This is a genomic window from Photobacterium rosenbergii (genome assembly GCF_033022775.1).
In the GTDB taxonomy this organism is placed as follows: Bacteria; Pseudomonadota; Gammaproteobacteria; order Enterobacterales; family Vibrionaceae; genus Photobacterium; species Photobacterium rosenbergii_A.
In genome coordinates this window covers 17,829-42,306 of the sequence record NZ_JAWJZI010000021.1, presented here as the reverse complement: position 1 = coordinate 42,306, position 24,478 = coordinate 17,829, and the positions used below count along the sequence as shown (strand labels likewise).

26 protein-coding genes are annotated in these 24,478 nt (G+C 51.2%); 20 read left to right on the top strand and 6 right to left on the bottom strand.

Features of this window, described 5'->3' with window-relative positions:
* Positions 1-29 precede the first annotated feature (29 nt).
* The 3 genes from R2X38_RS24085 to motX all read left to right on the top strand — a co-directional run bounded on the left by R2X38_RS24085 (position 30) and on the right by motX (position 2,605).
* Positions 30-224, top strand: coding sequence for a DUF2065 domain-containing protein (locus R2X38_RS24085; RefSeq protein ID WP_039459590.1), 195 nt, complete (start codon positions 30-32; stop codon positions 222-224).
* 122 nt (positions 225-346) lie between these two features.
* Complete coding sequence (locus tag R2X38_RS24080; protein ID WP_317524884.1) at positions 347-1,663, top strand: adenylosuccinate synthase; 1,317 nt, start codon at positions 347-349, stop codon at positions 1,661-1,663.
* 312 nt (positions 1,664-1,975) lie between these two features.
* On the top strand, positions 1,976-2,605 hold the full coding sequence (gene motX / locus R2X38_RS24075) for a flagellar protein MotX (RefSeq protein ID WP_317524883.1): 630 nt from the start codon (positions 1,976-1,978) through the stop codon (positions 2,603-2,605).
* Positions 2,606-2,696: 91 nt separating this feature from the next.
* Here motX and hmpA read toward each other — a convergent pair whose 3' ends face one another.
* The gene (gene hmpA, locus R2X38_RS24070) at positions 2,697-3,881 is read right to left on the bottom strand and encodes an NO-inducible flavohemoprotein (protein ID WP_317524882.1); all 1,185 of its coding nucleotides are present in this window, start codon (positions 3,879-3,881) and stop codon (positions 2,697-2,699) included.
* 102 nt (positions 3,882-3,983) lie between these two features.
* Here hmpA and nsrR point away from each other — a divergent pair, with 102 nt between their 5' ends.
* From nsrR to rplI, 6 genes are all read left to right on the top strand, one after another.
* Positions 3,984-4,415 carry a nitric oxide-sensing transcriptional repressor NsrR gene (nsrR, locus tag R2X38_RS24065; protein ID WP_317524881.1) on the top strand — a complete coding sequence of 144 codons (432 nt, stop codon included), beginning with the start codon at positions 3,984-3,986 and terminating at the stop codon, positions 4,413-4,415.
* A 117-nt stretch (positions 4,416-4,532) separates the two neighbouring features.
* Complete coding sequence (gene rnr, locus R2X38_RS24060; RefSeq protein ID WP_317524880.1) at positions 4,533-7,088, top strand: ribonuclease R; 2,556 nt, start codon at positions 4,533-4,535, stop codon at positions 7,086-7,088.
* A 3-nt stretch (positions 7,089-7,091) separates the two neighbouring features.
* The gene (gene rlmB / locus R2X38_RS24055) at positions 7,092-7,826 is read left to right on the top strand and encodes a 23S rRNA (guanosine(2251)-2'-O)-methyltransferase RlmB (protein WP_317524879.1); all 735 of its coding nucleotides are present in this window, start codon (positions 7,092-7,094) and stop codon (positions 7,824-7,826) included.
* Between the two features lie 354 nt (positions 7,827-8,180).
* The gene (gene rpsF / locus R2X38_RS24050) at positions 8,181-8,579 is read left to right on the top strand and encodes a 30S ribosomal protein S6 (RefSeq protein ID WP_039466435.1); all 399 of its coding nucleotides are present in this window, start codon (positions 8,181-8,183) and stop codon (positions 8,577-8,579) included.
* Between the two features lie 252 nt (positions 8,580-8,831).
* Positions 8,832-9,059: a 30S ribosomal protein S18 gene (rpsR, locus tag R2X38_RS24045; RefSeq protein ID WP_002539422.1), complete on the top strand. Its 228-nt coding sequence runs from the start codon at positions 8,832-8,834 to the stop codon at positions 9,057-9,059.
* Positions 9,060-9,096: 37 nt separating this feature from the next.
* Entirely contained in the window at positions 9,097-9,549 is a 453-nt protein-coding gene (gene rplI / locus R2X38_RS24040; RefSeq protein WP_039466447.1) for a 50S ribosomal protein L9, read from the top strand.
* A gap of 120 nt (positions 9,550-9,669) precedes the next feature.
* On the opposite strand, the gene R2X38_RS24035 is transcribed toward rplI, so the two are convergent.
* Complete coding sequence (locus tag R2X38_RS24035) at positions 9,670-10,425, bottom strand: DUF481 domain-containing protein (protein ID WP_317524869.1); 756 nt, start codon at positions 10,423-10,425, stop codon at positions 9,670-9,672.
* Between the two features lie 226 nt (positions 10,426-10,651).
* Here R2X38_RS24035 and R2X38_RS24030 point away from each other — a divergent pair, with 226 nt between their 5' ends.
* From R2X38_RS24030 to R2X38_RS24005, 6 genes are all read left to right on the top strand, one after another.
* The gene (locus R2X38_RS24030; protein ID WP_317524868.1) at positions 10,652-12,049 is read left to right on the top strand and encodes a replicative DNA helicase; all 1,398 of its coding nucleotides are present in this window, start codon (positions 10,652-10,654) and stop codon (positions 12,047-12,049) included.
* Positions 12,050-12,109: 60 nt separating this feature from the next.
* Positions 12,110-13,201 (top strand): alanine racemase, encoded by a 1,092-nt coding sequence (gene alr / locus R2X38_RS24025; RefSeq protein WP_317524867.1) that lies wholly within the window; start codon positions 12,110-12,112, stop codon positions 13,199-13,201.
* A 25-nt stretch (positions 13,202-13,226) separates the two neighbouring features.
* Complete coding sequence (locus R2X38_RS24020; RefSeq protein ID WP_317524866.1) at positions 13,227-14,477, top strand: BamA/TamA family outer membrane protein; 1,251 nt, start codon at positions 13,227-13,229, stop codon at positions 14,475-14,477.
* Positions 14,478-14,584: 107 nt separating this feature from the next.
* Positions 14,585-15,325 carry a hypothetical protein gene (locus tag R2X38_RS24015; protein WP_317524865.1) on the top strand — a complete coding sequence of 247 codons (741 nt, stop codon included), beginning with the start codon at positions 14,585-14,587 and terminating at the stop codon, positions 15,323-15,325.
* Entirely contained in the window at positions 15,322-16,212 is an 891-nt protein-coding gene (locus R2X38_RS24010) for a hypothetical protein (RefSeq protein ID WP_317524864.1), read from the top strand. Before R2X38_RS24015 ends, R2X38_RS24010 begins: the two co-directional genes overlap by 4 nt.
* A 57-nt stretch (positions 16,213-16,269) precedes the next feature.
* The gene (locus R2X38_RS24005) at positions 16,270-16,956 is read left to right on the top strand and encodes a hypothetical protein (protein ID WP_317524863.1); all 687 of its coding nucleotides are present in this window, start codon (positions 16,270-16,272) and stop codon (positions 16,954-16,956) included.
* A gap of 28 nt (positions 16,957-16,984) precedes the next feature.
* Here the strand turns inward: R2X38_RS24005 and R2X38_RS24000 are convergent, their stop codons facing one another.
* Positions 16,985-17,404 (bottom strand): secondary thiamine-phosphate synthase enzyme YjbQ, encoded by a 420-nt coding sequence (locus R2X38_RS24000; RefSeq protein ID WP_317524862.1) that lies wholly within the window; start codon positions 17,402-17,404, stop codon positions 16,985-16,987.
* A gap of 293 nt (positions 17,405-17,697) precedes the next feature.
* Between R2X38_RS24000 and pgi the strand changes: the two genes are divergently transcribed.
* Positions 17,698-19,350 carry a glucose-6-phosphate isomerase gene (gene pgi / locus R2X38_RS23995; protein ID WP_317524861.1) on the top strand — a complete coding sequence of 551 codons (1,653 nt, stop codon included), beginning with the start codon at positions 17,698-17,700 and terminating at the stop codon, positions 19,348-19,350.
* A 71-nt stretch (positions 19,351-19,421) separates the two neighbouring features.
* Here the strand turns inward: pgi and R2X38_RS23990 are convergent, their stop codons facing one another.
* The 3 genes from R2X38_RS23990 to zur form a co-directional block, all read right to left on the bottom strand.
* On the bottom strand, positions 19,422-19,631 hold the full coding sequence (locus R2X38_RS23990; protein WP_036822839.1) for a cold-shock protein: 210 nt from the start codon (positions 19,629-19,631) through the stop codon (positions 19,422-19,424).
* Between the two features lie 273 nt (positions 19,632-19,904).
* On the bottom strand, positions 19,905-20,369 hold the full coding sequence (locus R2X38_RS23985) for a chemotaxis protein CheX (protein WP_187461111.1): 465 nt from the start codon (positions 20,367-20,369) through the stop codon (positions 19,905-19,907).
* A gap of 38 nt (positions 20,370-20,407) precedes the next feature.
* Entirely contained in the window at positions 20,408-20,851 is a 444-nt protein-coding gene (gene zur / locus R2X38_RS23980) for a zinc uptake transcriptional repressor Zur (protein WP_317524859.1), read from the bottom strand.
* A 970-nt stretch (positions 20,852-21,821) separates the two neighbouring features.
* Here zur and dusA point away from each other — a divergent pair.
* The 4 genes from dusA to R2X38_RS23960 all read left to right on the top strand — a co-directional run bounded on the left by dusA (position 21,822) and on the right by R2X38_RS23960 (position 24,434).
* Positions 21,822-22,841, top strand: a complete 1,020-nt coding sequence (dusA, locus tag R2X38_RS23975; protein ID WP_317524893.1) for a tRNA dihydrouridine(20/20a) synthase DusA — start codon at positions 21,822-21,824, stop codon at positions 22,839-22,841.
* Positions 22,842-23,059: 218 nt separating this feature from the next.
* Positions 23,060-23,290, top strand: coding sequence for an envelope stress response protein PspG (pspG, locus tag R2X38_RS23970; RefSeq protein WP_317524857.1), 231 nt, complete (start codon positions 23,060-23,062; stop codon positions 23,288-23,290).
* A gap of 148 nt (positions 23,291-23,438) precedes the next feature.
* Complete coding sequence (locus tag R2X38_RS23965; RefSeq protein WP_317524856.1) at positions 23,439-24,083, top strand: TIGR04219 family outer membrane beta-barrel protein; 645 nt, start codon at positions 23,439-23,441, stop codon at positions 24,081-24,083.
* Between the two features lie 117 nt (positions 24,084-24,200).
* On the top strand, positions 24,201-24,434 hold the full coding sequence (locus R2X38_RS23960; protein WP_317524854.1) for a thymidylate kinase: 234 nt from the start codon (positions 24,201-24,203) through the stop codon (positions 24,432-24,434).
* Positions 24,435-24,478 lie beyond the last annotated feature (44 nt).

Sequence of the window (24,478 nt, the reverse complement as noted above, 5' to 3'; positions counted from 1 at the left end):
AATCCGGCCATCAATGCGAGGAGACGACAATGAGTAAGGCATTTTGGATGGCACTAGGGCTAGTGCTTGTGTTTGAAGGACTTGGCCCATTACTGGCCCCAAAAGGCTGGCGTGAGATGGTGAGCCAACTGAGCCAGCAGGATGACAATTCGCTGCGCCGTATCGGTGGTTGCCTGGTTGTCGCCGGCAGTGTCATCGCCTATATGATGTACACTAGTATGTAAATTCCCCTAGCACGTTTGCGTGACAGGCTTCTTGCCGTTTTGCGGCTCATGGTCAAAAAATGACTGCAAGGCAACGTTGAAGGTGCTAGAATCCCTTTTTAACTACTGATAGACGAAGAAAGATGGCAAATAATGTAGTCGTTCTTGGCACCCAATGGGGTGACGAAGGTAAAGGTAAGATCGTAGATCTATTGACCGAAGATGCAAAATACGTAGTGCGCTACCAAGGTGGTCACAACGCTGGTCACACCCTAGTCATTGACGGTGAAAAAACTGTCCTTCACCTGATCCCATCAGGTATCCTACGTGACAACGTTAAATGTATCATCGGTAACGGTGTTGTACTTTCTCCAGACGCACTGATGAAAGAAATGGGCCCACTAGAAGAACGTGGTATCCCTGTTCGTGAACGTCTGTTCCTGTCAGAAGCTTGTCCGCTAATCCTTCCATACCACATCGCTCTTGACCAAGCGCGTGAAATCGCTCGTGGTAAGAAAGCGATCGGTACAACTGGCCGTGGTATCGGTCCAGCTTACGAAGATAAAGTTGCTCGCCGTGGCCTACGTGTTGGCGACCTGTTCGACAAAGAAGCATTTGCCGAGAAGCTTAAAGAGGTTATGGCTTACCACAACTTCCAGCTTGAGCACTACTACAATGCTGAGCCGGTAAGCTACGAAGAAGTACTTGAAAACATCATGGCACAGGCTGATATCCTGACTGCAATGGTTATCGACGTAACTAAAGAACTTGATGATGCTCGTCTACGCGGCGACAAGATCATGTTCGAAGGTGCGCAGGGTACACTGCTTGATATCGACCACGGTACTTACCCGTACGTAACCTCTTCAAACACAACGGCTGGTGGTGTTGCTGCAGGTTCTGGCTTCGGTCCTCGTCACCTTGGTTACATCCTGGGTATCGCGAAAGCATACTGCACCCGTGTTGGCGCAGGTCCATTCCCGACAGAGCTATACGACGGTCTAGACAAGCAAGACCCTGTTGGTAAGCACCTGGGTGAAGTAGGTAACGAGTTTGGCGCGACGACTGGCCGTCTACGCCGTACAGGTTGGTTCGATGCCGTTGCTATGCGTCGTGCTATCCAGATCAACTCAATCACTGGCTTCTGCCTAACCAAGCTAGACGTACTGGATGGCCTGGAAGAGATCAAGATCTGTACTGGCTACAAGACCAAAGATGGCGACATCCTAGAAGTCTCTCCAATGGCGGCTGACGCTTACGAGAACATCGAGCCAATCTACGAAACGGTACCTGGCTGGTCTGAAACAACATTCGGTGCTAAGTCTCTGGATGCATTGCCACAGACAGCACTAGACTACATCGCACGTATCGAAGAGCTAACTGGCGTACCAGTTGACATCATCTCTACCGGTCCTGACCGTAACGAGACAATCATCAAGGTTCACCCATACGGTGAGTAATTGCTGCTAGCCGTACGCTGCATTGCCAAGGTAATGCGATAGTACAGCACTGGTGATAATTGATATGAAAGCCAGCCCTTGGGGCTGGCTTTTTTTTATGTTTTTTTCGTCATTAGCTGGGAGAGACTTTAGCCTTATAGTGATACGGCCAAAGTGGGGGTTAGTTCCAAAATTGGCCTGAGAAGATTGCGTCAAAAACCTATTTATACTATGTCATTGGAACGCCGGAAAATTGCCGTTTAGGGTGTTTTTTCTCTAAAGTCTGCTGCTCTGCCGCCGATAACGTTAGCACGTTTGGAAAGAGATCTATCCATGAGCCTACGCCCGTTAACCTTTGCTATTGCCTTGTGCTGCGCAATACCTGCTTCCGCACTGGAAGAGGTGGGTGATGCCGTGCCTGTGTATAGCGAAAACGAGCTCAACCGGATGTTCGTCTCCAACAGTCATTTGCAGCAAGTCCAGGCTGATGATTGCCAGCTGGTTCAGGATATTGAGGCCAGGGCGATCCGTGTCGAATCTCCTTCTTATCAGTTTCTTTATGGCGATATGCTTGCCTGGGGCGTGTGTGTCGATCGTGATGTCGAGCTTGGTGTCCACTACATGCAGTCGGCTGCCCAGCAAGGCTCACCTGCAGCACTGGAGCAGCTCGGGCGATATTACGCTCGCGGCACCTTGGTCCAGCAAGATCGGGAGCGGGCGATCCCCTACTTGCGTGAAGCCGCTGCCATGGGCAATGTCGATGCCCGTATCCAGCTTGCCGAGTTGCTGCTGAGTAATTACGGCAGTCCGCTCGACTTTGAAGATGCCTACCGCTGGCTATACAACACGGTGACAGCAAGTCAAAGCACCCACAACAAGATTGCGAGCCTGCGCCGTGGGCTGGAAAACCGGATGCCGGCCAATGTGATTGCCAGGGCCAAGCGGCGGGATAGTTTTTGGTAGGTAAAACACGTTGGAAGCTGGGTTAGTGCGAGTTTCTGGGCGAGAAGAGAGATACAGAAAGAGAGGCCGGAGCCTCTCTTTTTTGTTGCAATTAAATCACCTTGTGCGGGCCGAAGCATTCGTAGTGAAGCTGCTCTTCGGCAACGCCCATCTCAAGTAGCTGCTTGGCGACATACTGCATGAAGCCGATCGGTCCACAGAAGTAGTAGTGCATGCCTGGAGTCGCCACCAGTTCTTTGACCTTGCTAAGGTCCATCATACCGTCAAACTGGAAGTCTTCGGCCTGGCTATCTGAAGCCAGCGGCTCACGGTACCAAGTATGGCTGGTAAAGTGATCATGCTCGGCAACCATGCGGGCGACGGTGTGCTTGAAGGCATGGTGACCGCCGTTCTCGGCAGCGTGTAGCCAGTGCACGTCGGCCTGGTGGGCGGTTAAGGCTTCTAGCATCGACAGAGTCGGCGTTAGGCCCACACCGGCAGAAATCAATGCCACCGGCGTCGTGGCTTCCACATCGAGGAAGAAGTCGCCGGCAGGTGGGGCAAGCTGGACTTTATCGCCCACTTGCAGGGCATCATGCAGATAGCTCGAGACCTTGCCACCTGCTTCGCGCTTGACCGAAATACGGTACTGATCGGCCTGCGGGGCAGAAGACAGGCTGTACTGGCGGATTTCCTGGAACTCGAAGCCTGCTGGCTGGAGGTAGATCCCAAGGTATTGGCCCGGCTGGTAGCCGGCGACTTCACCGCCGTCGGCTGGCTTGAAGGTGAAGCTGGTGATCTCTTCGCTCTCTTGGGTTTTCTCGGTCAGGATAAATTCACGGGTGCCACGCCAGCCCCCCGACTTGCCTTCGTTTTCCTGGTAGATCTCTTCTTCGCGTTTGATAAAGATATCGGCAAGCAGGCCATAGGCTTCTGCCCACGCATCCAAGACTTCTTGGCCAGGGGCGAGCAGGTCGTCAATCGTACCCAGTAGGTGGCCGCCAACAATGGCATATTGCTCAGCGGTGATCATGAAACTGGTATGTTTGTGGGCAATTTTTTCCACTGCCGGCAGTAGGGCCGGCAGGTTTTCGATATTGTTGGCGTAGGCGCAGATAGCGTTGAACAGCGCTTCGCGCTGGTCGCCGTTGCGCTGGTTGCTCATATTGAAAATATCTTTGAGCTCAGGGTTATGGCTGAACATTCGTTCGTAGAAATGGGCGGTGAGCGCCGGGCCGGTTTGGGCAATAACTGGAGCCGTCGCTTTGACGATGTCGATAGTTTGGGAGCTGAGCATGACTTTACCTTAATGGTGCATTTATAATATATGTTTTAAGTTGTATCGTATCTGTATCTTTTAGTCAATAACCAGATTAAAATGTCGTCAGGAGGAGTTATTGTGCAACTGACGAGTTTTACCGATTACGGCCTGCGTGCCCTTATATACTTAGCGACCCTGCCACAGGGGGAGCTGGCGAGTATTACCAAAGTGACCGAGGTATACGGTGTGTCACGTAACCACATGGTGAAGATCATCAACAAGCTGGGACAGCTGGGTTACGTTGAGACAGTGCGCGGTAAAAATGGTGGGATCCGCCTAGGCATGCCTGCCGATAAAATCGTGGTGGGTGATGTCGTGCGGGCGATAGAGCCGCTGCAGATCGTCAATTGCAGCGAGGACTTTTGCCATATCACTCCGGCCTGCAAACTCAAAGTTATCCTGTTCGATGCGCGCCAGGCGTTCCTCAATGAGCTGGACAATCACACCCTGTCAGAAATGATCGATGACAACCCGCCTCTGCGTGTCCTGTTGGGCCAGCCAGTGCAGTGATAGAAAATCAATAACTTCAAAATCTCTCTGGGGAGCTAATTTTTCGACTTGGCTCCCGTCTGTTCACCTAGGGCGCGGATATACTTGAAGTATCTCTTCGCCAACTTGGATCTAATTATGTCAAAAGGTACTACCGATTTACCGGTCGATCCTTTTCGCGATCGCGAAGCATCAAACTACGAAAATCCTATTCCCAGCCGTGAAATGCTGCTGGATGTGATTCGCGGTTATTCGACGCCCGTCAGCCGCGATCAGCTATTCGAAGAGCTGAAACTTGAGGGCGAGGACCAATATGAAGGTCTGCGCCGTCGCCTGCGCGCCATGGAGCGTGATGGCCAGCTGATCTTTACCCGCCGCCAGTGCTACGCCTTGCCTGAGCGTCTCGATTTGATCAAAGGCCATGTCATTGGCCACCGGGACGGGTTTGGCTTTCTGCGTCCGGAAGGCACCCACAGCAAGGAAGAAGACTTGCTGCTTCCCCACCACCAGATGCGTGGCGTGATCCACGGCGACTACATCTTGGCCCAGGTCGCCGGTACCGATAAGCGTGGCCGTCGCGAAGGGCGAGTGGTTCGTGTCTTGCAGCATTACGAAGGGCAGATTGTCGGCCGATTCTTTATCGAAGACGGCATGGGCTACGTGGTGCCGGATGACTCCCGTATCGCCCAGGATATCGTGATCCCGAATGACCAGCGCATGGGCGCGCGGATGGGCAACGTGGTGGTCGTGGAAATCAGCCAGCGTGCCACCCGCCAGTACAATGCCGTCGGTAAGGTGGTCGAAGTACTCGGCGAGAATATGGCACCGGGAATGGAAATCGAAATCGCCCTGCGTACCCACGATATTCCCCACGAATGGCCGGCGGAAGTCGAGAAACAGATCCAGGGGCTCGGCGAAGAAGTCCCTGAGGAGGCCAAGAAGGGCCGTGTCGACTTGCGTGACCTGCCATTGGTAACGATTGACGGCGAAGATGCCCGTGACTTCGACGATGCGGTTTACTGTGAGCGCAAGAAATCCGGTGGCTGGCGTCTGTGGGTGGCGATTGCCGATGTGTCCTATTACGTCCGCCCTGACTCGGCACTGGATCGAGAGGCGGTGCGCCGTGGCAACTCGGTGTACTTCCCGTCGCAGGTGATCCCGATGCTGCCGGAAGTGCTGTCGAACGGCCTGTGCTCGCTCAATCCGCAGGTGGACCGCCTGTGTATGGTGTGTGAGATGACCATTTCGGCATCCGGCAACCTATCCGGCTATAAGCATTACGAAGCGGTGATGAATTCCCATGCTCGCCTGACCTATACCAAGGTTAGTAAGATGCTGGAAGGTGATGAAGAACTGCGCGAGCGTTATGCGCCATTGGTACCGCACCTGGAAGAACTGTATAGCATGTACAAGGTGCTCAAGACCGCGCGTGAAGAGCGTGGGGCTATTGAGTTCGAAACCGTCGAGACCCAGTTCATCTTCAATGCCGATCGCAAGATCGACCGCATCGTGCCGGCAGAGCGTAACGATGCCCACAAAATCATTGAAGAATGTATGATTATGGCCAATATTGCGTCGGCTTCCTTGGTGGAAAAAGCCAAAGAGCCCGCGCTGTACCGGGTGCACGATACCCCGGGCGAAGAGCGTCTGACCGGCTTCCGTGACTTCCTTGGCGAGCTGGGTCTACAGCTTTCCGGTGGTTTGGAGCCAGCGCCGAAGGACTATGCTGCGCTGGCGGCGATGGTCCAGAGCCGTCCGGACCATGAGTTGATCCAGACCATGCTGCTGCGTTCGATGAAGCAGGCGGTCTACCAGGCGGACAATATCGGTCACTTCGGCTTGGCACTGAAGCGCTATGCTCACTTTACCTCGCCGATCCGCCGCTATCCGGATTTGACCCTGCACCGTGCGATCAAGTACTTGGTAGCCAAGCAGGAAGGAACCAACAAGGATCGCTGGACGCCGACCGGTGGTTACCACTACTCCTTCGATGACATGGATACTCTCGGCGAGCAGTGCTCGATGACCGAACGTCGTGCCGATGACGCGACCCGTGACGTAGCAGACTGGCTGAAATGTGAATACATGCAGGACCATGTCGGTGACGAGTTCGAGGGGGTGATTGCCAATGTGACCGGCTTCGGTTTCTTCGTTCGCCTGAACGAGCTCAACATCGATGGCCTTGTTCATATCTCGAACCTGGCCAATGATTACTACCAGTATGATCCTATCGGTCAACGTCTGATTGGTGACAGCTCCGGCCAGGTGTATCGCCTCGGTGATACGGTGAAAGTCAAGGTCGCGTCGATTAACCTCAATGATCGCCAGATTGACTTTGATATCGTCGGCAGCAACCGCAAGCCGCGTGGGGCTGGCAAAACGGCCAAGAACCGTGAGAAAAAACAGCGCATGCGCAAAGCTGAGGGCATGCAGCGCCAGAGCATGAAGGTATACCGCGTTAAAGATGGAGAGGCCGAACAAGAGTCGCGCTCGAAATCGAAGAAAGAACGTAGCTCGGTGCGCCAGAAGCTGAAAGCCGGTGCGATTCCGAAGCTTGAGGAAGACAAGGCGCCGGAAGGTAAAGCCGGTAAGAAGGGCGGCAAGGGTAAGCCGACCGCGAAGAAAAAATCGACCAAGGTCCGCAAGAAGAAACAGCGTGCCGGGAAGAAAGAACGAGCAGCTAAGAAGAATTAATCCATGAGTAATAACATGATTTTCGGCATTCATGCCGTGAAAGCCGTTTTGGCGGCAGACCCTTCTCGCTTTATTGAGGTCTTCGTATTGAAGGGCCGTGAAGATGACCGTTTGTTGCCGGTGATCAACGAGCTGCAGATGCTGGGTATCACTATCCAGCAGGCAGGCCGCAAGGCACTCGACGACAAAGCCAATGGGGCGTCACACCAGGGCATCATCGCCCGTGTTCGCCCGGGCAAGCAGTACAATGAGAACGATCTTGATGATGTGTTGGCGGGTAAAGAAAACCCACTACTTTTGGTTTTGGATGGGGTGACCGATCCGCACAACCTGGGTGCCTGCCTGCGTAATGCTGATGCAGCCGGTGCGGTAGCGGTGATTGTACCGAAAGACCGCTCGGCCCAGCTGAACGCAACGGCGAGCAAGGTTGCCTGCGGTGCAGCGGAAGTGGTGCCACTGATCCGTGTGACCAACCTGGCCCGTACCCTGCGTGCGCTGCAGGACAAAGGCGTATGGGTGGTGGGGACCGCCGGTGAGGCGACTCACGATCTTTACCAGAGCAAGTTGACCGGCCCGCTGGCGATTGTGATGGGTGCAGAAGGTGAGGGCATGCGTCGCCTGACCCGTGAAACCTGTGATGACCTGATCAAAATCCCAATGGCTGGCTCGGTTTCAAGCCTGAACGTTTCCGTGGCAACCGGCATCTGCCTGTTCGAAGCGGTACGTCAGAGGCAGTAAAAACTAGGTTGGGGGCTGGTGGCCCTTGGCTAGGGGAAGAGCAGGAGTAATGTGAAAACGCTGCTCCTGTTTTTTGTGAGATAGGCAAAAAGTTTCAAATACATTGACAGGAAGTCGATATATAGAAAACTTGCATCGCCCATCGCCCATCGCCCATCGCCCATCGCCCATCGCCCATCGCCCATCGCCCATCGCCCATCGCCCATCGCCGATTTGTCACAAATTTCTCTTGCGTCAATTGTCCATTCTCTGTACTATTCTGCCTCCAAATTCTCGGTTATTTATTTTAGTTCCTTGCTTCTCTTGGTTAACCGAGCCAATCCGAGAAGCTGATTAATCCGTAAGGAGCAACCCATGCGTCATTACGAAATCGTATTCATGGTGCACCCTGATCAAAGCGAACAGGTTGCTGGCATGATCGAGCGTTACACTGCTGCTATCAAAGATTCTGGCGGTCAAATCCACCGTCTTGAAGATTGGGGCCGTCGTCAACTGGCTTACCCAATCAACAAACTGCACAAAGCACACTACGTTCTACTGAACGTTGAAGCTGAGCAGTCTGTAATTGACGAGCTGGAGTCTAACTTCCGCTTCAACGATGCAGTGATCCGTAACATGATCATGCGTACTAAAGGCGCTATCACTGAGCCATCTCCAATGATGAAGGCTAAAGAAGAGCGTGCCCCACGTCGTGAAGAGCGTGCAGAGCAACCAGCTCCAGCACAATCTGAAGGCGAAGCAGCAGCTGAGTAATTTTTGAGTGGCCAATCGTCTGGTGTTGCTCGGCATCATTGCCTAAGCCCCCAAACGAAGCACATTGTTAGCAAGAAATGCTTTAGCGTTCTGGTTAGCAAGCAAGGTCAACAAATACTCACTCAAGTTTTAGCTGTTGGCAACCACATTAAGGTAAGGGACCTTGTCTCGTACTAAACCGAAGGCAATAGCATCGGTACATTAATGTCGTATGCCAACCACATTGATAAAATTTAGATCAGGAGATAGCCCATGGCACGTTTCTTCCGTCGTCGTAAGTTCTGCCGTTTCACTGCAGAAGGCGTACAAGAGATTGACTACAAAGACGTAGCAACTCTTAAAAACTACATCACTGAAGCTGGTAAAATCGTACCAAGCCGTATCACTGGTACTCGCGCTAAATACCAGCGTCAGCTAGCTCGCGCTATCAAGCGTTCTCGTTACCTAGCACTTCTACCATACACTGACAAGCATCAGTAATCGGTAGCGGTTTAATTAAGTTTAAGAGGACAAGATAATGCAAGTTATTCTACTTGATAAAATCGGTAACCTAGGTGGCCTTGGCGATCAGGTTAACGTTAAAGCGGGTTTTGCTCGTAACTTCCTTATCCCACAGGGCAAGGCAGTAATGGCTACTAAAGCTAACGTTGAAATGTTCGAAGCTCGTCGTGCTGAGCTAGAAGCTAAAGTTGCTGAGCAACTTTCTGCTGCTGAAGCACGCGCTGAGAAAGTTAACGCGCTTGAAGCTGTAGTTATCGCATCTAAAGCTGGTGATGAAGGTAAACTATTCGGTTCTATCGGTACTCGTGACATCGCTGACGCAATCACTGCGGCTGGTGTTGAAGTAGCGAAGAGCGAAGTTCGCCTACCAGAAGGTGCTCTACGTACGACTGGCGAATTCGAGATCAGCGTTCAGCTGCACTCTGACGTATTCGCAACTGTTAACCTAAACGTTGTTGCTGAAGACTAATAACGTTTTGTGTTGATTGCTTAAAACCAGCCTCCGGGCTGGTTTTTTTATGCCTGTCATTCAGAAGATGGAATGGGTTGGAAAAGTAAGGTGGGCGAAAGCAGACTTGTGCTGTGCTAGTTACATCTTAAACAGTAGGTTGACCGTCATGGCTGAGTCGCGTTTTTTCAAACCGTCCGGTACCCAGCTGTTGAGTTTTTGGTTATTGGTGATCTTGATGGCGACAAAGTCACTGATGGCGGTCGTCAGGTTAAACTCTGCTTCCATCGTACTGTTGCTGTTGCCGGCAATACCGGTAAGTCGGACACCCAGTTCAACGGTTTTCGACGGTTTCCAGGTCATCTTGGCGTTACCACGGAGGATCAGTTCATCGACGGTTTCCGGCGGAATAATATCGTCATCATCGATCTCATCGAGGTTTGGCTCTTGGTGGCGGTAACCCGGGCCGGCTTCCACTTCCATCTGGAAGGTCTCCCGCCGAACTAACTGGTAACCCAAACCCGTTGCGAAGGTAAAGTCGGTAAAGTAAGGGCCGTAGCGGTCATCAACGTAGTTGATGTTACCGAGGATATAGGTCCGCTCGTTGATCTTTTTGTCGCTCTGTAGCTCGACCTGGCCTCTGCGCTTATCCTCTTCCCCATCTTTTTCAGCCAGCAGGAAACGCAGCTCACCGCTATGTCGGTACTGGTTCTTGACATAGACACCACCAAGACGGGTATTGAGGGTCTGCGAATCCGAGTTGCCGCCGAGGGACTGGTAGCCAAGCTCCAGCTCGGTGCTTAATGGCGGTGGGATCCGGGTTGGGCGATCATCGTCGGTGGCTGCATAGGCGTGGGTGCTGGCAAGCAGTAACACAGCTAACAGGGTTCTTGCCAAGCGGCCTCCTAAATCAGTTGAAACAAAAGTCACTAAACCACGCAGTGTAACCGATTTATGTCATCTTTTGGTCAGGAAATACGTTTGGGAGGTATTCATTTGCTCGTAATCTCCTAATATGACCTTTCCACAGGGAATTTCGTCATCAGCGCTATATTGATAGATAGACTCTTTCCGATTTAAGGTATAATGCACGGCCTAGTTTCCGGTAATCATTTCAATTTCTATGGCAGAGAATAGCAAACCGAATCCTCAAAAAGACTCCAAGGTGGACGCAATTAAGATGGCGCCGCACTCGCTCGAGGCAGAGCAGTCAGTCCTCGGCGGCTTGATGCTGGACAACGAAAAATGGGATGTTGTTGCCGAGAAAGTGGTGGCCAAAGATTTCTACAGTCGTCCTCACCGGATCATTTTCGAAGGCGCGGCGGCCTTGTTGGAAGCGGGTAACCCGCTTGATCTTATCACCCTGTCTGAGCACCTTGAAACCGCTGATCAGCTTGAAGATGTGGGCGGTTTTGCCTACCTGGCCGAGTTGGCCAAGAACACGCCATCAGCGGCCAATATATCAGCCTATGCCGAGATTGTCCGTGAGCGAGCACTGATCCGTGACATGATCAGCGTGGCCAATGAAATCGCCGATGCGGGCTATGATCCTCAGGGGCGTGACAGTGAAGAGCTGTTGGATATGGCGGAAAGCAAGGTCTTTGCCATTGCTGAGCAGCGCACCTCAGAAAATGAAGGCCCGCAGAATGTTGAGGGTATTCTGGAAAAAACCCTTGAGCGTATTGAAATTCTCTACCAAACACCGCAGGACGGTGTGACCGGGGTAACCACCGGGTTTACCGATCTGAACAAGAAGACGGCAGGCTTGCAGGGGTCGGATTTGATTATCGTCGCCGCCCGTCCGTCTATGGGTAAGACCACGTTTGCCATGAACCTTTGTGAAAATGCGGCGATGGCAGAAGAAAAGCCGGTCTTGATCTTCTCGTTGGAGATGCCCGCGGAACAGATCATGATGCGTATGCTGGCCTCGTTGGCGCGTGTTGATCAGACCAAGATCCGTACCGGTCAGCTCGATGATGAGGATTGGGCTCGCGTGTCTTCTGCCATGGGGGTACTGATGGAGAAGAAGAACATGTATATCGACGACAGTTCTGGTCTGACTCCAACGGAAGTACGCTCCCGGGCGAGACGTATTGCCCGTGACCATGGTGGCCTTAGCCTGATCATGATCGACTACCTTCAGTTGATGCGGGTACCGAGCCTGCAGGATAACCGTACCCTGGAGATTGCGGAAATTTCCCGCTCGCTCAAGGCGCTGGCCAAAGAGCTCAACGTGCCTGTCGTCGCGCTATCGCAGCTGAACCGCTCGTTGGAGCAGCGTGCCGACAAACGCCCGGTTAACTCTGACTTGCGTGAATCGGGTGCGATCGAGCAGGATGCCGACTTGATTATGTTTATCTACCGAGATGAGGTTTACCATGAAGACAGCGCCCTGAAGGGAATTGCTGAAATCATTCTCGGTAAGCAGCGTAACGGTCCAATCGGTACGGTGCGACTGACCTTCCAGGGCCAGTACTCTCGATTTGATAATTATGCCGGCCCAGCATTTGATGATGAATAAGGCTGATACAGCCCAAGATGCAGTACCGGTTTGCCGGAGCAATAATAAGTAGGATTTAAGATGAAAGCGGCAACAGCGTATATCAATACCGAGGCATTGACTCACAACCTGCAGCAAATTCGCAGCCAAGCGCCTCATAGCAAGATATTGGCGGTGGTCAAGGCGAACGGTTATGGCCATGGGTTGGAACATGTCGCCAAAAGCCTGCCTGATGTCGATGGCTTTGGCGTTGCCCGTATTGAAGAGGCCCTGACCCTGCGCGCAGGTGGCGTGGTCAAGCCGGTGCTGTTGCTTGAGGGTTTCTATGCCCCGTCTGATTTGCCTGTTTTGGTCACTAATAACATCCACACGGTTGTCCACTCCATAGAGCAACTGGAAGCCTTGGAGCAGGCTGAGCTGGATAGCCCTGTCGTGGTGTGGCTGAAAATCGATACCGGCATGCACCGCCTCGGGGTTCGCCCTGAGCAATATGCCGATTTTGTCGAGCGTCTCCATGCCTGCCCTAATGTCGCCAAACCGCTGCGCTATATGAGCCACTTCGGCTGTGCCGATGAGCTCGGCAGCAATGTGACACCCCGCCAGATCGATGCGTTCATGGCACTGACCGAAGGTTGCCGCGGTGAACGTTCACTGGCTGCTTCTGCAGGGATCTTAGCCTGGCCGGATAGTCACCTTGAGTGGATCCGCCCGGGCATCATCATGTACGGTGTTTCGCCGTTTGCCGACGCCGATCACGGTGCACAGTCATACGGCCTCAAGCCGGTAATGACATTGACTTCCAGCCTGATCGCGGTGCGCGAAGTGAAAAAAGGCGAGTCGGTGGGCTATGGCGGGATCTGGACCAGCGAACGTGATACCAAAGTAGGGGTAATCGCGATTGGCTATGGCGATGGCTATCCGCGGACTGCTCCTAACGGCACACCCGTGCTCGTCAACGGGCGGGTGGTGCCGATGGCGGGGAGGGTCTCGATGGATATGCTGACTGTCGACCTCGGTCCGGACTCGACCGATAAGGTGGGTGACGAGGCCATTTTGTGGGGCGAGGGGTTGCCAGCCGAGGTGGTTGCCGATCATATTGGAACTATTGCCTATGAACTGGTGACTAAACTGACATCCCGAGTTGCGATGGCTTACCAATTACCGAAGCAATAATAACCGACTGATAAACCCATTTATAATGACAAAGATTATCAAAGCCGCAGCAATGGCTGCGGCTTTTTCATGCTCAACCGCAAGCTGGGCCGATAGCTGGCCGACATGGGATCCTGAAACCGCCTTTGTCCCTTTTGCATTTTCGACTGATGCGATGGGCGTGTCGGTTGGTATGGCCGGATTGCTCAAAGGGGCCGGTCAGCCACAGGCCGCCTTGCTCGGTGCCGGGGTATATAGCGAGAAGGGCACTTGGCTCACTTACCTTGGTGCCAGTAACTATATTCTCAGCCAGGATAGCCGCTGGCTGTTTGGTGCCGAGTTGTTTGATGCCAATTACAAGCAGTTTGATTACTACCTCGGGGAGGCCTCGAGCAATGAGTCCTCGGTTGATGACAAGGTGGTCGCGGATGCCAAGGAGTCACAATACCGTTTGTCAATGAGATATATCCTGCCGCTTGGAGCAGGCAAAAACCAAGGCTTGAGGGCAGCGCTAATGCCGGTCCGTAAGCTGACTGGTCATACGCCATGGGAAAGTGGTGTCAGCTCACTGGAGTTCAGGCCGTTTTACCAGAGCAGGGAGTTCGATGACTTGCCGACGTCCCAAATTGAACCGACGGACTTTAGCGAAGTCGAGGAAGCCTGGGGTCTGGAGACCCGCTTTGACTGGGACAACCGCAACAACACCCGTAACCCGACGGAGGGTAGCCAAAGCCAGCTTTCGGTGACCTACGATCCTGGCAACAGTGATCGGCCAAGCTGGTGGAAATGGGAATTTGAGCAGAGCTGGTTCTGGTCGTTCGGCAATCTGGGCGAACTGTTCGACCAGCAGATCCTGGCTGTGAACATGTATACGGCCGATACCCCGAGCTGGAACAGCACCGAGCAAGTCAATGGCAGTGATACTTTTCGCCGGCCACCGGCTTATGCGGGCAACCGCTTGGGAGGCTTGTACCGTCTGCGTAGCTTTTCTGGCGGTCGTTTTGTCGATAGGGCAGCACTGAGCTACAGCATGGAATACCGTGTCATGCCGGACTGGCAGCCGTTGGAGGATTGGCCGGTATTCGAATGGTATGACGTACCTTGGTGGCAGTGGGTCGCCTTTGTCGATGTCGGCCGGGTAGCTGATGATTATGATCTGGCGGAGCTTCACCGCGACATGAAATGGAGCGTCGGCGGTGCCGTGCGTTTTCAGGTCGAGGGTATCGTGGTCCGGACCGAAATGGCCTGGGGCAGTGAGGACAGCCTGTTCCGGGTGATGATCAACCAGCCGTTCTAGCGGCCAAAAAATAAACTGCGCTATACTTGTTCGTACCACTGCCTGTGTTTGTTACAATATCTCTCTCTGTCTCGCCGTTATCCATAACTATTCTGGTATAGATACTCATGTCATCGAAATATCTCGAAAAGGCCTGGAGCCACAAAACCGTAAACCTAGAAGACAAGCTGTTGCTGGTGGCTTTGGCCGAGCTGTCAGACAGGGACGGCGCCTTTATTACCAGCATGGCCCAGCTGAGGGAGATGATGTGCGCTTCCGAGAGCATGATCGATAACCTAATCGCCAAGCTCTCCATGGAGCAGGTGATCATTGGCGTGAACAAGGCGTCTGCGAGTTACCGCAGCAGCGGCAAAATCAATGGCCGCCTGAACTTTGACACCTATGTGGAGCAGGGGCAGCCCATTAATCAGGCCGGTTATAGCCAGCCTCATGGCAACCAAGATGTTTACAGCAATGCCAAGCGGGTATCGAGTTTCCACCGTTCCCAAGTGACACCGGTCAACAAAACGATTTCGGGCAAGGCAATCAATATCCTCGAGCTTTCTCCGAATGTCATCGAGCCATGGGCCGAAGCAGTAATGTTCAAGAGTGGCTATGGTAACCAGACCCAGGTGTGGGCATCTTTTGTCGAGCGTGTCCGGGAAACCCCGAGCAAGCAGCTCTATTCGCTTGATGAACTGAGGAGCCGTTTGCATTCGCACCTCCACAGCGAGAAGAGTTACAAGCAGGGCTACAACCGTTCTTCGGCGAGGCCGCAAACCGTCAAACGAGGGGCAATTGATATCCTTGAAGAGAAGATTGCCAACTTTAACTTCAAGAATGATGACGAAGGGGATGACTTGCTATGAGTTCGCCAAAAAATATCAGTGAAACCCATGCCGAGTACTGGAACCGGATAAAGAACGAGCTGAAAACGCCACCGGCGTCAGAGAAAAAAACGACATCAACGTCTGCGCCTTCTGTTCCTGCCCAAAGCCAGCCAGCAGCACCTGCAGTCAGGAGTTCTGCCCCGGTAGCCTCCCCGCAGCAAGATGAGGCCGGAGCCATAGGTTTTACTTCCGGTAGCCAGGAAGCCTCTGGCTTTTCGTCAAAAACCCAGATGATGCTGGATAAGTACAACGGCACCAGCCAGAAGAAGATCATGCAGTTCTGGTATGACATGAACATGAACTTCGGTCAGAGCAAGGTGCGCCAGGAGTTCGGTGATGAGCCGGGGGAAAGGCTGATGCAGTTTGCTGCCTCGCTGGATCGCAACAGCTATCGCCGGCTCAAAGACAATCTCGATGAGCGTCTGAAGAAGGGGCAGGAGTGGCCGCCGTCCTTTGCGGTTTTCAAAGCCCTCAAGGATACCCCGACCGATCGCGAAATCCTCGAGGCCCGGACCAATATCCTGACCCTGAAAAAGCCGGTCAGCCGGGTCGAGATCTATATCAGCAAGCGCAAGTCAGCCAAGCTGCGTACCCTGTCAGAAAAGTATATCGCCGAGGAGTTCCGCACCCTCTACCTTGAGGCGTTTGAGGAAGTGGAAATCTATGACCGTGATATCAAGCTTGATGAGCGGGAATCGGCCATTAGCGAAGTGACCAATAATATTCCCAAGTCTGATATGGATAAGGATATCGATAACAGGGTTGCCCATGGTTACAAGCTACCGGGCAAACTGGGTGAAACTTTCGACAGGATCCAATCCCTGAGGTCGAGCAACAGCCATGTGGTTATCGACGAGATTGACTAGCCGGGCATTGTGCTAGCAGAATCAGGTTGTTTTGTTATTTGAGGGGGCTGGGGATAGATGCAAGAATTTACCGTGCTAGAGCGCAAGGAGTCTTATTTCCTGTGCCGTAAAGGAACAGGGCATTGCCGGATCATCATTGACCAGAACAGCCAGACCCTGCCGCTGGGTACCTTCATGCTGCATGTTGAGGAAATCACTGACCGTTATGCCCATCATGCCAACGACGGTGTATTCCGTTTGCTGATGCCCTTTGAAGATCAGGGGAATATTGATATCTGTACCTTGGCGACGGGGCGCAAGAATCAATATGTATACAAACGCTGCCTGCAGCTGGGTGGGAAATGGGAGCCGGTGCTCAATGAGTGGGTCTTCTCGGCGGCTATTAAGCACGAAGTCGACAAGCTGGCAGCGTTGATTAATTCTGAGTTGATCTACATCGAAGCCACTTTCAACGAAACAATAAAGCTAACCGCAGAGCCGCTGACCTTGTTTGGTTACCCCTTGGTCAAATCCGTCGGCAGGAACGGTAAGGTGTCCCTCAACTACGGCATGAAGCTCACGGCAGGCGAGATTGTATGTATGCCTGCGGGCGCGACACAAACCATTATCCTGGCTGACTCGAAAGTGAGGCTGTATATCCCCAAGGCACTGCTGGATCAGACGAACTTCCATGAAGATTTTCTTTGTGTGGTTGATATCGAGAAAAAACGCAAACCACGCAAGCCCGTTACCTTTCCTTGGTAACTCTCCTTACTTTGCCACCTTACTGAATTTATTCTCCCTGCAGGGTGATCATTAAGCGTCGGCTACCGCCGTGGTCGCGGTGCTCGCCAAGGTAAATGCCCTGCCAGGTTCCCAATGCCAAGCGACCGTTGCTTATCGGCATACTGATACTGGAGCCCAATGTAGAGGCTTTGATATGGGCCGGCATATCGTCATCGCCTTCATAGGTGTGCTGGTAATAGGGGGCACGCTCCGGTACCGCTTGGTTGAAGTGGGCCTCCATATCGCTGCGGACGGTTGGATCGGCATTTTCATTGAGTGTCAGGCTCGCTGAGGTGTGCTGGATGAACAGATGGGCAAGCCCGATTCTAATCTGAGTGAGTTCCGGAATTTGTTGTTCAATTTCATCGGTAATCAGGTGGAAGCCGCGGGCGCGAGGGCGGAGCTGGATTGTTTTTTGGTACCACATCGTTATTATTCCTTTTAATACTCGAACAAGAAGCGGGTCATATAGTGAATATATGTCGGTTTCCTGAGCTTGCCATTTACTCTTAAGTTTCGTGACCTGACGCAATGAAGGTAGGTATCCCTTCACGTCATAATTATTCATAAGTTGTAAAATTACAAAAATTTAGCTGACCTGTTAACTTGAGCTACACTAGGGTCATCATAACGAACAACATTTACTAAGATCGGGGATCCATTGCTTGGATTATGCTGACAAGACTAATGGATTAACAATTAAAAATCAGGAACTTCATCATGTTGAAAAACATCAATCCGACCCAAACTGAAGCGTGGAAAGCGCTAACTGCACACTTCGAAGACGCCCAGGACCTTCAGCTTAGCGAGTTGTTTGCTAACGACAGCGAGCGTTTCAACAAGTTCTCTGCCAACTTTGGCGATGACATCCTTCTGGATTTCTCAAAGAACCTGATCACTGAAGAAACCATGAGCAAGCTATTTGCTTTGGCAGAGCAGACAGAGCTGAAAGCAGCGATTGCAGACCTGTTCAGCGGTGAGAAGATCAACAAGACTGAAAACCGTGCGGTACTGCACTCGGCACTGCGTAACCGCAGCAACACGCCAGTGATGGTTGACGGCGAAGACGTGATGCCAAACGTCAATGCGGTATTGGAAAAGATGAAAGCCTTCACTGCACGTATTGTTGACGGTGAATGGAAAGGTTACACCGGCAAAGAAATTACTGATGTAGTGAATATCGGTATCGGTGGTTCGGATCTTGGTCCTTACATGGTGACTGAAGCGCTGGCACCATACAAAACCCGCTTGAACATGCACTTTGTGTCTAACGTCGATGGCACTCACATCGCAGAGACGTTGAAAGGTCTAAACCCGGAAACCACACTGTTCCTGATTGCATCTAAGACTTTCACCACTCAGGAAACCATGACCAATGCCCACTCGGCGCGTGACTGGTTCTTGGCTTCAGCGGGCGATCAGGCACACGTTGCCAAGCACTTCGCAGCGCTGTCTACCAATGCTCAATCAGTGTCTGATTTCGGTATTGATACTGACAACATGTTCGAGTTCTGGGACTGGGTCGGCGGTCGTTACTCGCTATGTTCGGCAATCGGTCTGTCTATTAGCCTGGCTATCGGTTTTGACAACTTCGTCGAGCTGCTGGAAGGTGCCCATGAGATGGACAAGCACTTTACCGAAGCACCGCTTGAGCAGAACCTGCCAGTGATCCTTGCCTTGATCGGTATTTGGTACAACAACTTCCACGGTGCAGAAACTGAAGCTATCTTGCCTTACGATCAGTACCTGCACCGTTTTGCGGCTTACTTCCAGCAAGGCAACATGGAATCGAATGGTAAGTGTGTTGACCGTGGTGGTAACCCAATCGACTACCAAACTGGCCCAATTATCTGGGGTGAACCAGGCACGAACGGCCAGCATGCGTTCTACCAGCTGATCCACCAGGGTACCAAGCTGATCCCTTGTGACTTTATTGCTCCGGCAATCAGCCACAATCCACTGAGCGATCACCATCCTAAATTGATGGCGAACTTCTTTGCCCAGACTGAAGCGTTGGCATTCGGTAAGAGCAAAGAGCAGGTCGAAGCGGAATTCCTGGCGGCAGGCAAGACACTGGAAGAAGTGGCAGAGCTAGTTCCGTTCAAGGTATTTGATGGTAACCGTCCAACCAACTCTATCTTGGTTAAGCAAGTGACACCAACAGTACTGGGTTCTCTGATTGCGCTATACGAGCACAAGATCTTCACCCAGGGCGTGATTTGGAACATCTTCAGCTTTGACCAGTGGGGTGTTGAGCTTGGTAAGCAACTTGCGAACAAGATCCTGCCTGAGCTAGGCGGTGAAGAAGCAGTAGCGAGTCACGATAGCTCAACCAATGGTTTGATCAATGCATTCAAACAGTGGCGCCAATAAGCGCTCGTTGATTAGAAGCAATAAAAAACGCCGCATTGCGGCGTTTTTTTATGAAGAGCTTTTCGGCGGTATTAAGACAGAGCAACAACTTCGCTCGCTTGTGGACCTTTCTGACCATCTGTCACGATAAACTCGACATTTTGACCTTCATGTAGGGTGCGACGGCCCTGAGCCTGAATAGCACTGAAGTGGACGAATACATCTTTGCCATCAGCACCAGAGATGAAGCCAAAGCCCTTTTCATCGTTGAACCATTTCACGGTTCCAGTCAGTTTGTTCATGTTACGATCTTTCCTTTGAATGAGGGTATTTCCTTGCTTAGCCCCTACGGGTAAGCAAAATGACGCGCAGGATACATCAAACCTATAAGTGTCTTGATGCCTATCCAGCATAATGAGTCTAGATCGAATATATGACAGTTGGTAGTCTTTTATCCGAGATTTGTGGCAACTTCACATAAAAATCAAAGTGATAACTTTGATGATATTTGGGGGGAGAGGACTTTCAACCAGCGAGGCCAGTTGAAAGTCAAAAGACAGGATGAAAGCGGTGGGTTAGCCGTCAAAGCATATCTCGATAAAGGCCTTACCGTATTCGGAATCAAACGGCATGATAATGATGGCACCGTCGCACTTGTGGGTAATGGTATGGCCGCGACCAGAGACTACTGCCGGAGTTGCCATATCAAATTCATAGCCCTTCTCGGCCAGAATGCGCTTGGCTCCACCAGTCACCATGTTGGTGATCTCACCCACCATATCTGTGACTTCTTCGTTGATACTATGCGGGCGTTCGCCCAGCATTCTCTGCATGATCTCCAGCGCAAGCCCTTCATCAAAGGTGATCGACATCGAGCCTTTGGTTTTTGGGCCGACCATGCCAATTAAGCCAGACACATCGCCTCTAGCTATTTCATCTTTTTTTAGTCGGGGTTTCTGTGGAGCCAGCTCCATCGACGCCATGGTTTTGAGAACATTCAAAAGTGACGCCAAGAAAGGGTTTACGAATTCTGCGCGCATAATCTAATTAACGACTGTCTCTGTCTGAATAAAATAACTTACTTGTCTTTACAATGCTGGCAAACACCATGGCTTTCAACAACATGGTTAGTAACCTCGAAGCCTCGCTGCTCAGCACGCTGGCGAAGAAGCTTGGCAAGCTCCTCGTCATGGCATTCTTCAACATTACCGCACTGGCTACAGATTAGAAGCTGAGAACAATGATCTGCATGGCCCAGCAAGCAACAGGCAATATAGCTATTGGTTGACTCGACTTTATGGACAAAGCCTTGGGCAAGGAGAAAATCCAGTGCTCGGTAGATTGTCGGAGGCTTAGCCTGGGGTTCGCTTTCTCGTAGCAAATCCAGCAGTTCGTAAGCACTGATCGAGCTGTGATGCTCGATGATCAACGCAAGAACCTTCAGTCTTTGAGGCGTCAGTCTTACTCCTCGTTGCTCACAGAGCTGCTGGGCGGTTGCCAGCAACTGACCTTTATTTGCCATATAACCTCAAAATACAAGCGATAAGTACTCCATATTACCACACTCGAGGCCAAATTGAGCTCAGTAATGGTGATTCCGTTAATCAGGCCGGAAAACGCTCATTGACGGTCGCAAGGTAAAGCCTTGCCTGCACCCCCACCCCCAACATGACTGCTTTTTTATGGTTGTTGACCATAAAGCTGTACGTTTTCGTCAGGCTAGACGCTATATGTTTAAGCTTTTGATTTGAATACGTTATTTACGGTGTTCAGCTTTTTTTGCTTTTTTTTAATAGAGCTGAAAATCATTTTGTCTATAGATGGTAAACAACAAAACTCATAATAATCAATGCTTTATATGTATTTTTGGAATGTTACTTTGCATTTAGCCTATGATATTACTTTCGGAGAATGTGAATAGCCTACAATGATCTTTTTACTCATATTAATTTGCCTAGCATGATCTAAAAGCTAGGTTAACGTGGATCGTGATGATCTTTTTATTGCCCGGCGAGCTGGCAAGGCTATTAATAACGGTGTGCAGTAATTCTGATGATGAGCAGGATAAAGCTGCTCGCGTATTCACAAGGTTAAGTGATGTCGATGAGTTTTTTTAAATTTCAATGGTTTATATGCTTGTGCAGCTTTCTGGGTTTTATTTTTGGGTTGCTGGTGTCCAAAAGCTAATTAAGCTGTACGGCGAGAAGATTTTTGTCTTAAGGTTATGTTTTATAAAGATTGTTTTTTGCCAGTAAAAGTTGTGTCATATTCTATTTACTACTTTGCAGGGGATGGTTTGTGTTGGTTTTTACAGTATTGGCTGCCTGAGATTACAGACTATAGAAGATGCGATTTGGGATAGTGCTAGGAATAGGGTAGAATCCGCCTCCTTGCAGCGTTGTAAGATCCTTGGCGTCGGGTGCTCCCTGCGTCAGGAACGATAGATTTAGCGGTCGATAATGAGGTTTCCGATGACAGATACTGCTGTTGTAATGAACGAACAGTCTAACAGTGAGCAAGCACAGGCGGGTCAGTACCCGGACTGTCGTTTTTCCATTGCGCCAATGTTGGATTGGACTGATCGTCATTGCCGTTACTTCCATCGTTTGATCAGTGAGCGTACCCAGCTTTATACCGAAATGGTGACGACGGGCGCCATTATTCACGGTAAGGGTGATTACTTGGCTTACAACGAAGAAGAACATCCTCTGGTGTTGCAGTTGGGTGGTTCAAACCCGGCAGATCTGGCTCAGTGTGCCAAGTTGGCAGCAGAACGTGGTTACGATGAAATTAACCTCAACGTTGGTTGTCCGTCTGATCGGGTTCAGAATGGCCGCTTTGGTGCCTGCCTAATGGGAGAAGCAGATCTCGTTGCCCAGTGTGTGTCGGCGATGCGTGAAGTGGTAGATATTCCGGTATCGGTAAAGACCCGTATCGGAATTGACGATCAGGACACGTATGAGTTCTTGACGGACTTCATCCGCACTGTCAGCGAAAAGAGTGGCTGTGAAGACTTTACTATCCACGCTCGCAAAGCATGGTTGAGCGGTTTGAGCCCGAAGGAAAACCGTGAAATCCCGCCGCTCGATTACCCGCGTGTCTACCAGCTGAAAAAAGATTTTCCACACCTGACCATGGGCATCAATGGTGGGGTGAAAACAATGGAAGAGATCGAAGCGCACCTGCAGCATATGGATGGTGTAATGGTGGGCCGTGAAGCCTATCAAAACCCATATCTGCTAGCTGAAGTGGATCAGCGCCTGTACGGCTCAGACAAGCCGGTGAAAAAACGCCGTGAGATTGTCGAAGCCATGTACCCGTATATTGAGCGTGAGTTGGCCAAAGGCACTTACCTCAACCATATTAGCCGCCATATGCTGGGCCTGTTCCAGAATATGTCTGGTGCACGCCAGTGGCGTCGCCACATCAGCGAGAATGCCCATAAGCCAGGTTCTGGTATTGAGGTGTTGGAGCAGGCGATGGCGAAGATCCCGGCTCACCTTGATGTCTAACCCTATCGGACCACAATGGTGAAATAAGCCAAGTAGTTGGCGAAATAGACCAAAGTAAAAATTATAAAGGCATACCACTTTGCGGTATGCCTTTTTTAATGTATTGATATTTAAGGTTAATGTCTCTCCCATTAACTTGGTCTGCTTTGTGCAGTACCTAAATCATCTAAGGCAATGATGTTGCCAAAGACGTTTACGGGATGTCGAAGGAGAGAGCGATGATTGAGTTTTTATTTTTGCTGGTATTTGCTGTGGTACTGGTTTGTACTGGTGTGAGTATCTTGGGAATGGCGATGGCGGTTGCCGCCGGGTTCGTGGTGATGGCGGTTGCGGGCATGATCGGGGTGATGTTTAAATTGCTGCCCTGGTTACTGTTGATTGCGGTTGTTGTGTGGTTCTACCGTGAGCATAAGGCCGAGCAAGCCCACAGAAAGCGTTATTACCGTTAATGGCCGCTGGGTTGGCGGCCTAAAAATAGAATGTAAAAATTTGAAAAGAAAGTAGATGATTGACATTGCAGGTGCAGTTTTCTTAACCGGCATCTGCTATAGTCTGGCCGTTTTTTATCGAAATACTAATAAAGAGCGGAGACTCAAAATGAAAAAATTAGCGCTTTCTGCGGTAGCCGCTGCTGTCGCATTGTCTGCGGCACTACCTGCCCAGGCAGCAACGCTTTTTGGGGTAAAAGCCGGTGCCGATGCTTGGTTCACCGATGCCAAGGTGAATGATAGCCGCAGCCAGTCTGATAGCAATACATCTGGTTCTTACTATGTGGCGTTTGAACACTTTGTTCCATTGGTACCAAACTTCCGTTTGCGTTACACCGATGTGGACAACGGTATTGTTTCTTTCGGTCAAACTGATTACACCGCTTACTACGAAATCCTGGATAACGATGCGGTTGCGTTCGATATCGGTGTGACCATGAGCAAGTTCAACTCAGGCAAGTTCGATGGTGAAAGCTTCAGCGAGTGGCAGCCAAACATCTACGGTAATGTTGAGCTAGGTATTCCAATGACACCGCTATCGCTATTTGGTGATCTGAACTTCGGTAACTACGACAGCACCAGCACAGTAGATGGCCAGGCGGGCGTGAAGTGGAGCATTCCACTGGTTGCGGCTGATCTGAACCTTCGTGCGGGCTACCGTGTGATGGACTACGACTTTGATTTCATCAAGGGCTCTAACGGCGGTGAGTTCTTCGCTGACGGCTGGTTCCTAGGTGCAGAAATCGATATCTAAGCGATTATTTTAAAGCCTCTATTCCAAAGCCACGAGAAATCGTGGCTTTTTTGTTGCCTGTTTTCTCGGTTTTGTACCACCTTTATAAAAGGTGAAACTGGAAAAGGGCTGGGGCTTATGACGTTAACAGAGTTGCAGAAGCTCTATACCAATAGCGAGATTGTGGAAGCCGTAATTGAACCATCTATCCAAGCTAACGGATGGATTGTTGAGTTCCGCCACCGTCGGGGTGGGTTCGTTCCCCTCACTGATGGTTCGGGCAGCGAGAAGTGCTACCACGATATCGATACTGCCACCGAGCGGGCATTCGAAGTCGGTTTTCACCAGGTGAGAATAGCCGATACCTTCTGAATTACTTAGAAAAACTGCAGCTGGGCCTGCAGTTTTTTTTACCC

Coding starts and splice junctions, on each gene's coding strand:
- R2X38_RS23990 (WP_036822839.1), bottom strand. CDS start 19,631: ATGAACAAACTGACTGGAACCGTGAAATGGTTCAACGATGAAAAGGGC.
- R2X38_RS24010 (WP_317524864.1), top strand. CDS start 15,322: ATGAGTTCGCCAAAAAATATCAGTGAAACCCATGCCGAGTACTGGAAC.
- pspG (WP_317524857.1), top strand. CDS start 23,060: ATGATTGAGTTTTTATTTTTGCTGGTATTTGCTGTGGTACTGGTTTGT.
- alr (WP_317524867.1), top strand. CDS start 12,110: ATGAAAGCGGCAACAGCGTATATCAATACCGAGGCATTGACTCACAAC.
- R2X38_RS23960 (WP_317524854.1), top strand. CDS start 24,201: ATGACGTTAACAGAGTTGCAGAAGCTCTATACCAATAGCGAGATTGTG.
- pgi (WP_317524861.1), top strand. CDS start 17,698: ATGTTGAAAAACATCAATCCGACCCAAACTGAAGCGTGGAAAGCGCTA.
- zur (WP_317524859.1), bottom strand. CDS start 20,851: ATGGCAAATAAAGGTCAGTTGCTGGCAACCGCCCAGCAGCTCTGTGAG.
- R2X38_RS24015 (WP_317524865.1), top strand. CDS start 14,585: ATGTCATCGAAATATCTCGAAAAGGCCTGGAGCCACAAAACCGTAAAC.
- R2X38_RS24020 (WP_317524866.1), top strand. CDS start 13,227: ATGACAAAGATTATCAAAGCCGCAGCAATGGCTGCGGCTTTTTCATGC.
- rpsF (WP_039466435.1), top strand. CDS start 8,181: ATGCGTCATTACGAAATCGTATTCATGGTGCACCCTGATCAAAGCGAA.
- dusA (WP_317524893.1), top strand. CDS start 21,822: ATGAACGAACAGTCTAACAGTGAGCAAGCACAGGCGGGTCAGTACCCG.
- rlmB (WP_317524879.1), top strand. CDS start 7,092: ATGAGTAATAACATGATTTTCGGCATTCATGCCGTGAAAGCCGTTTTG.
- motX (WP_317524883.1), top strand. CDS start 1,976: ATGAGCCTACGCCCGTTAACCTTTGCTATTGCCTTGTGCTGCGCAATA.
- R2X38_RS23985 (WP_187461111.1), bottom strand. CDS start 20,369: ATGCGCGCAGAATTCGTAAACCCTTTCTTGGCGTCACTTTTGAATGTT.
- hmpA (WP_317524882.1), bottom strand. CDS start 3,881: ATGCTCAGCTCCCAAACTATCGACATCGTCAAAGCGACGGCTCCAGTT.
- R2X38_RS24030 (WP_317524868.1), top strand. CDS start 10,652: ATGGCAGAGAATAGCAAACCGAATCCTCAAAAAGACTCCAAGGTGGAC.
- rpsR (WP_002539422.1), top strand. CDS start 8,832: ATGGCACGTTTCTTCCGTCGTCGTAAGTTCTGCCGTTTCACTGCAGAA.
- R2X38_RS24085 (WP_039459590.1), top strand. CDS start 30: ATGAGTAAGGCATTTTGGATGGCACTAGGGCTAGTGCTTGTGTTTGAA.
- rnr (WP_317524880.1), top strand. CDS start 4,533: ATGTCAAAAGGTACTACCGATTTACCGGTCGATCCTTTTCGCGATCGC.
- R2X38_RS24000 (WP_317524862.1), bottom strand. CDS start 17,404: ATGTGGTACCAAAAAACAATCCAGCTCCGCCCTCGCGCCCGCGGCTTC.
- rplI (WP_039466447.1), top strand. CDS start 9,097: ATGCAAGTTATTCTACTTGATAAAATCGGTAACCTAGGTGGCCTTGGC.
- R2X38_RS23965 (WP_317524856.1), top strand. CDS start 23,439: ATGAAAAAATTAGCGCTTTCTGCGGTAGCCGCTGCTGTCGCATTGTCT.
- R2X38_RS24005 (WP_317524863.1), top strand. CDS start 16,270: ATGCAAGAATTTACCGTGCTAGAGCGCAAGGAGTCTTATTTCCTGTGC.
- R2X38_RS24080 (WP_317524884.1), top strand. CDS start 347: ATGGCAAATAATGTAGTCGTTCTTGGCACCCAATGGGGTGACGAAGGT.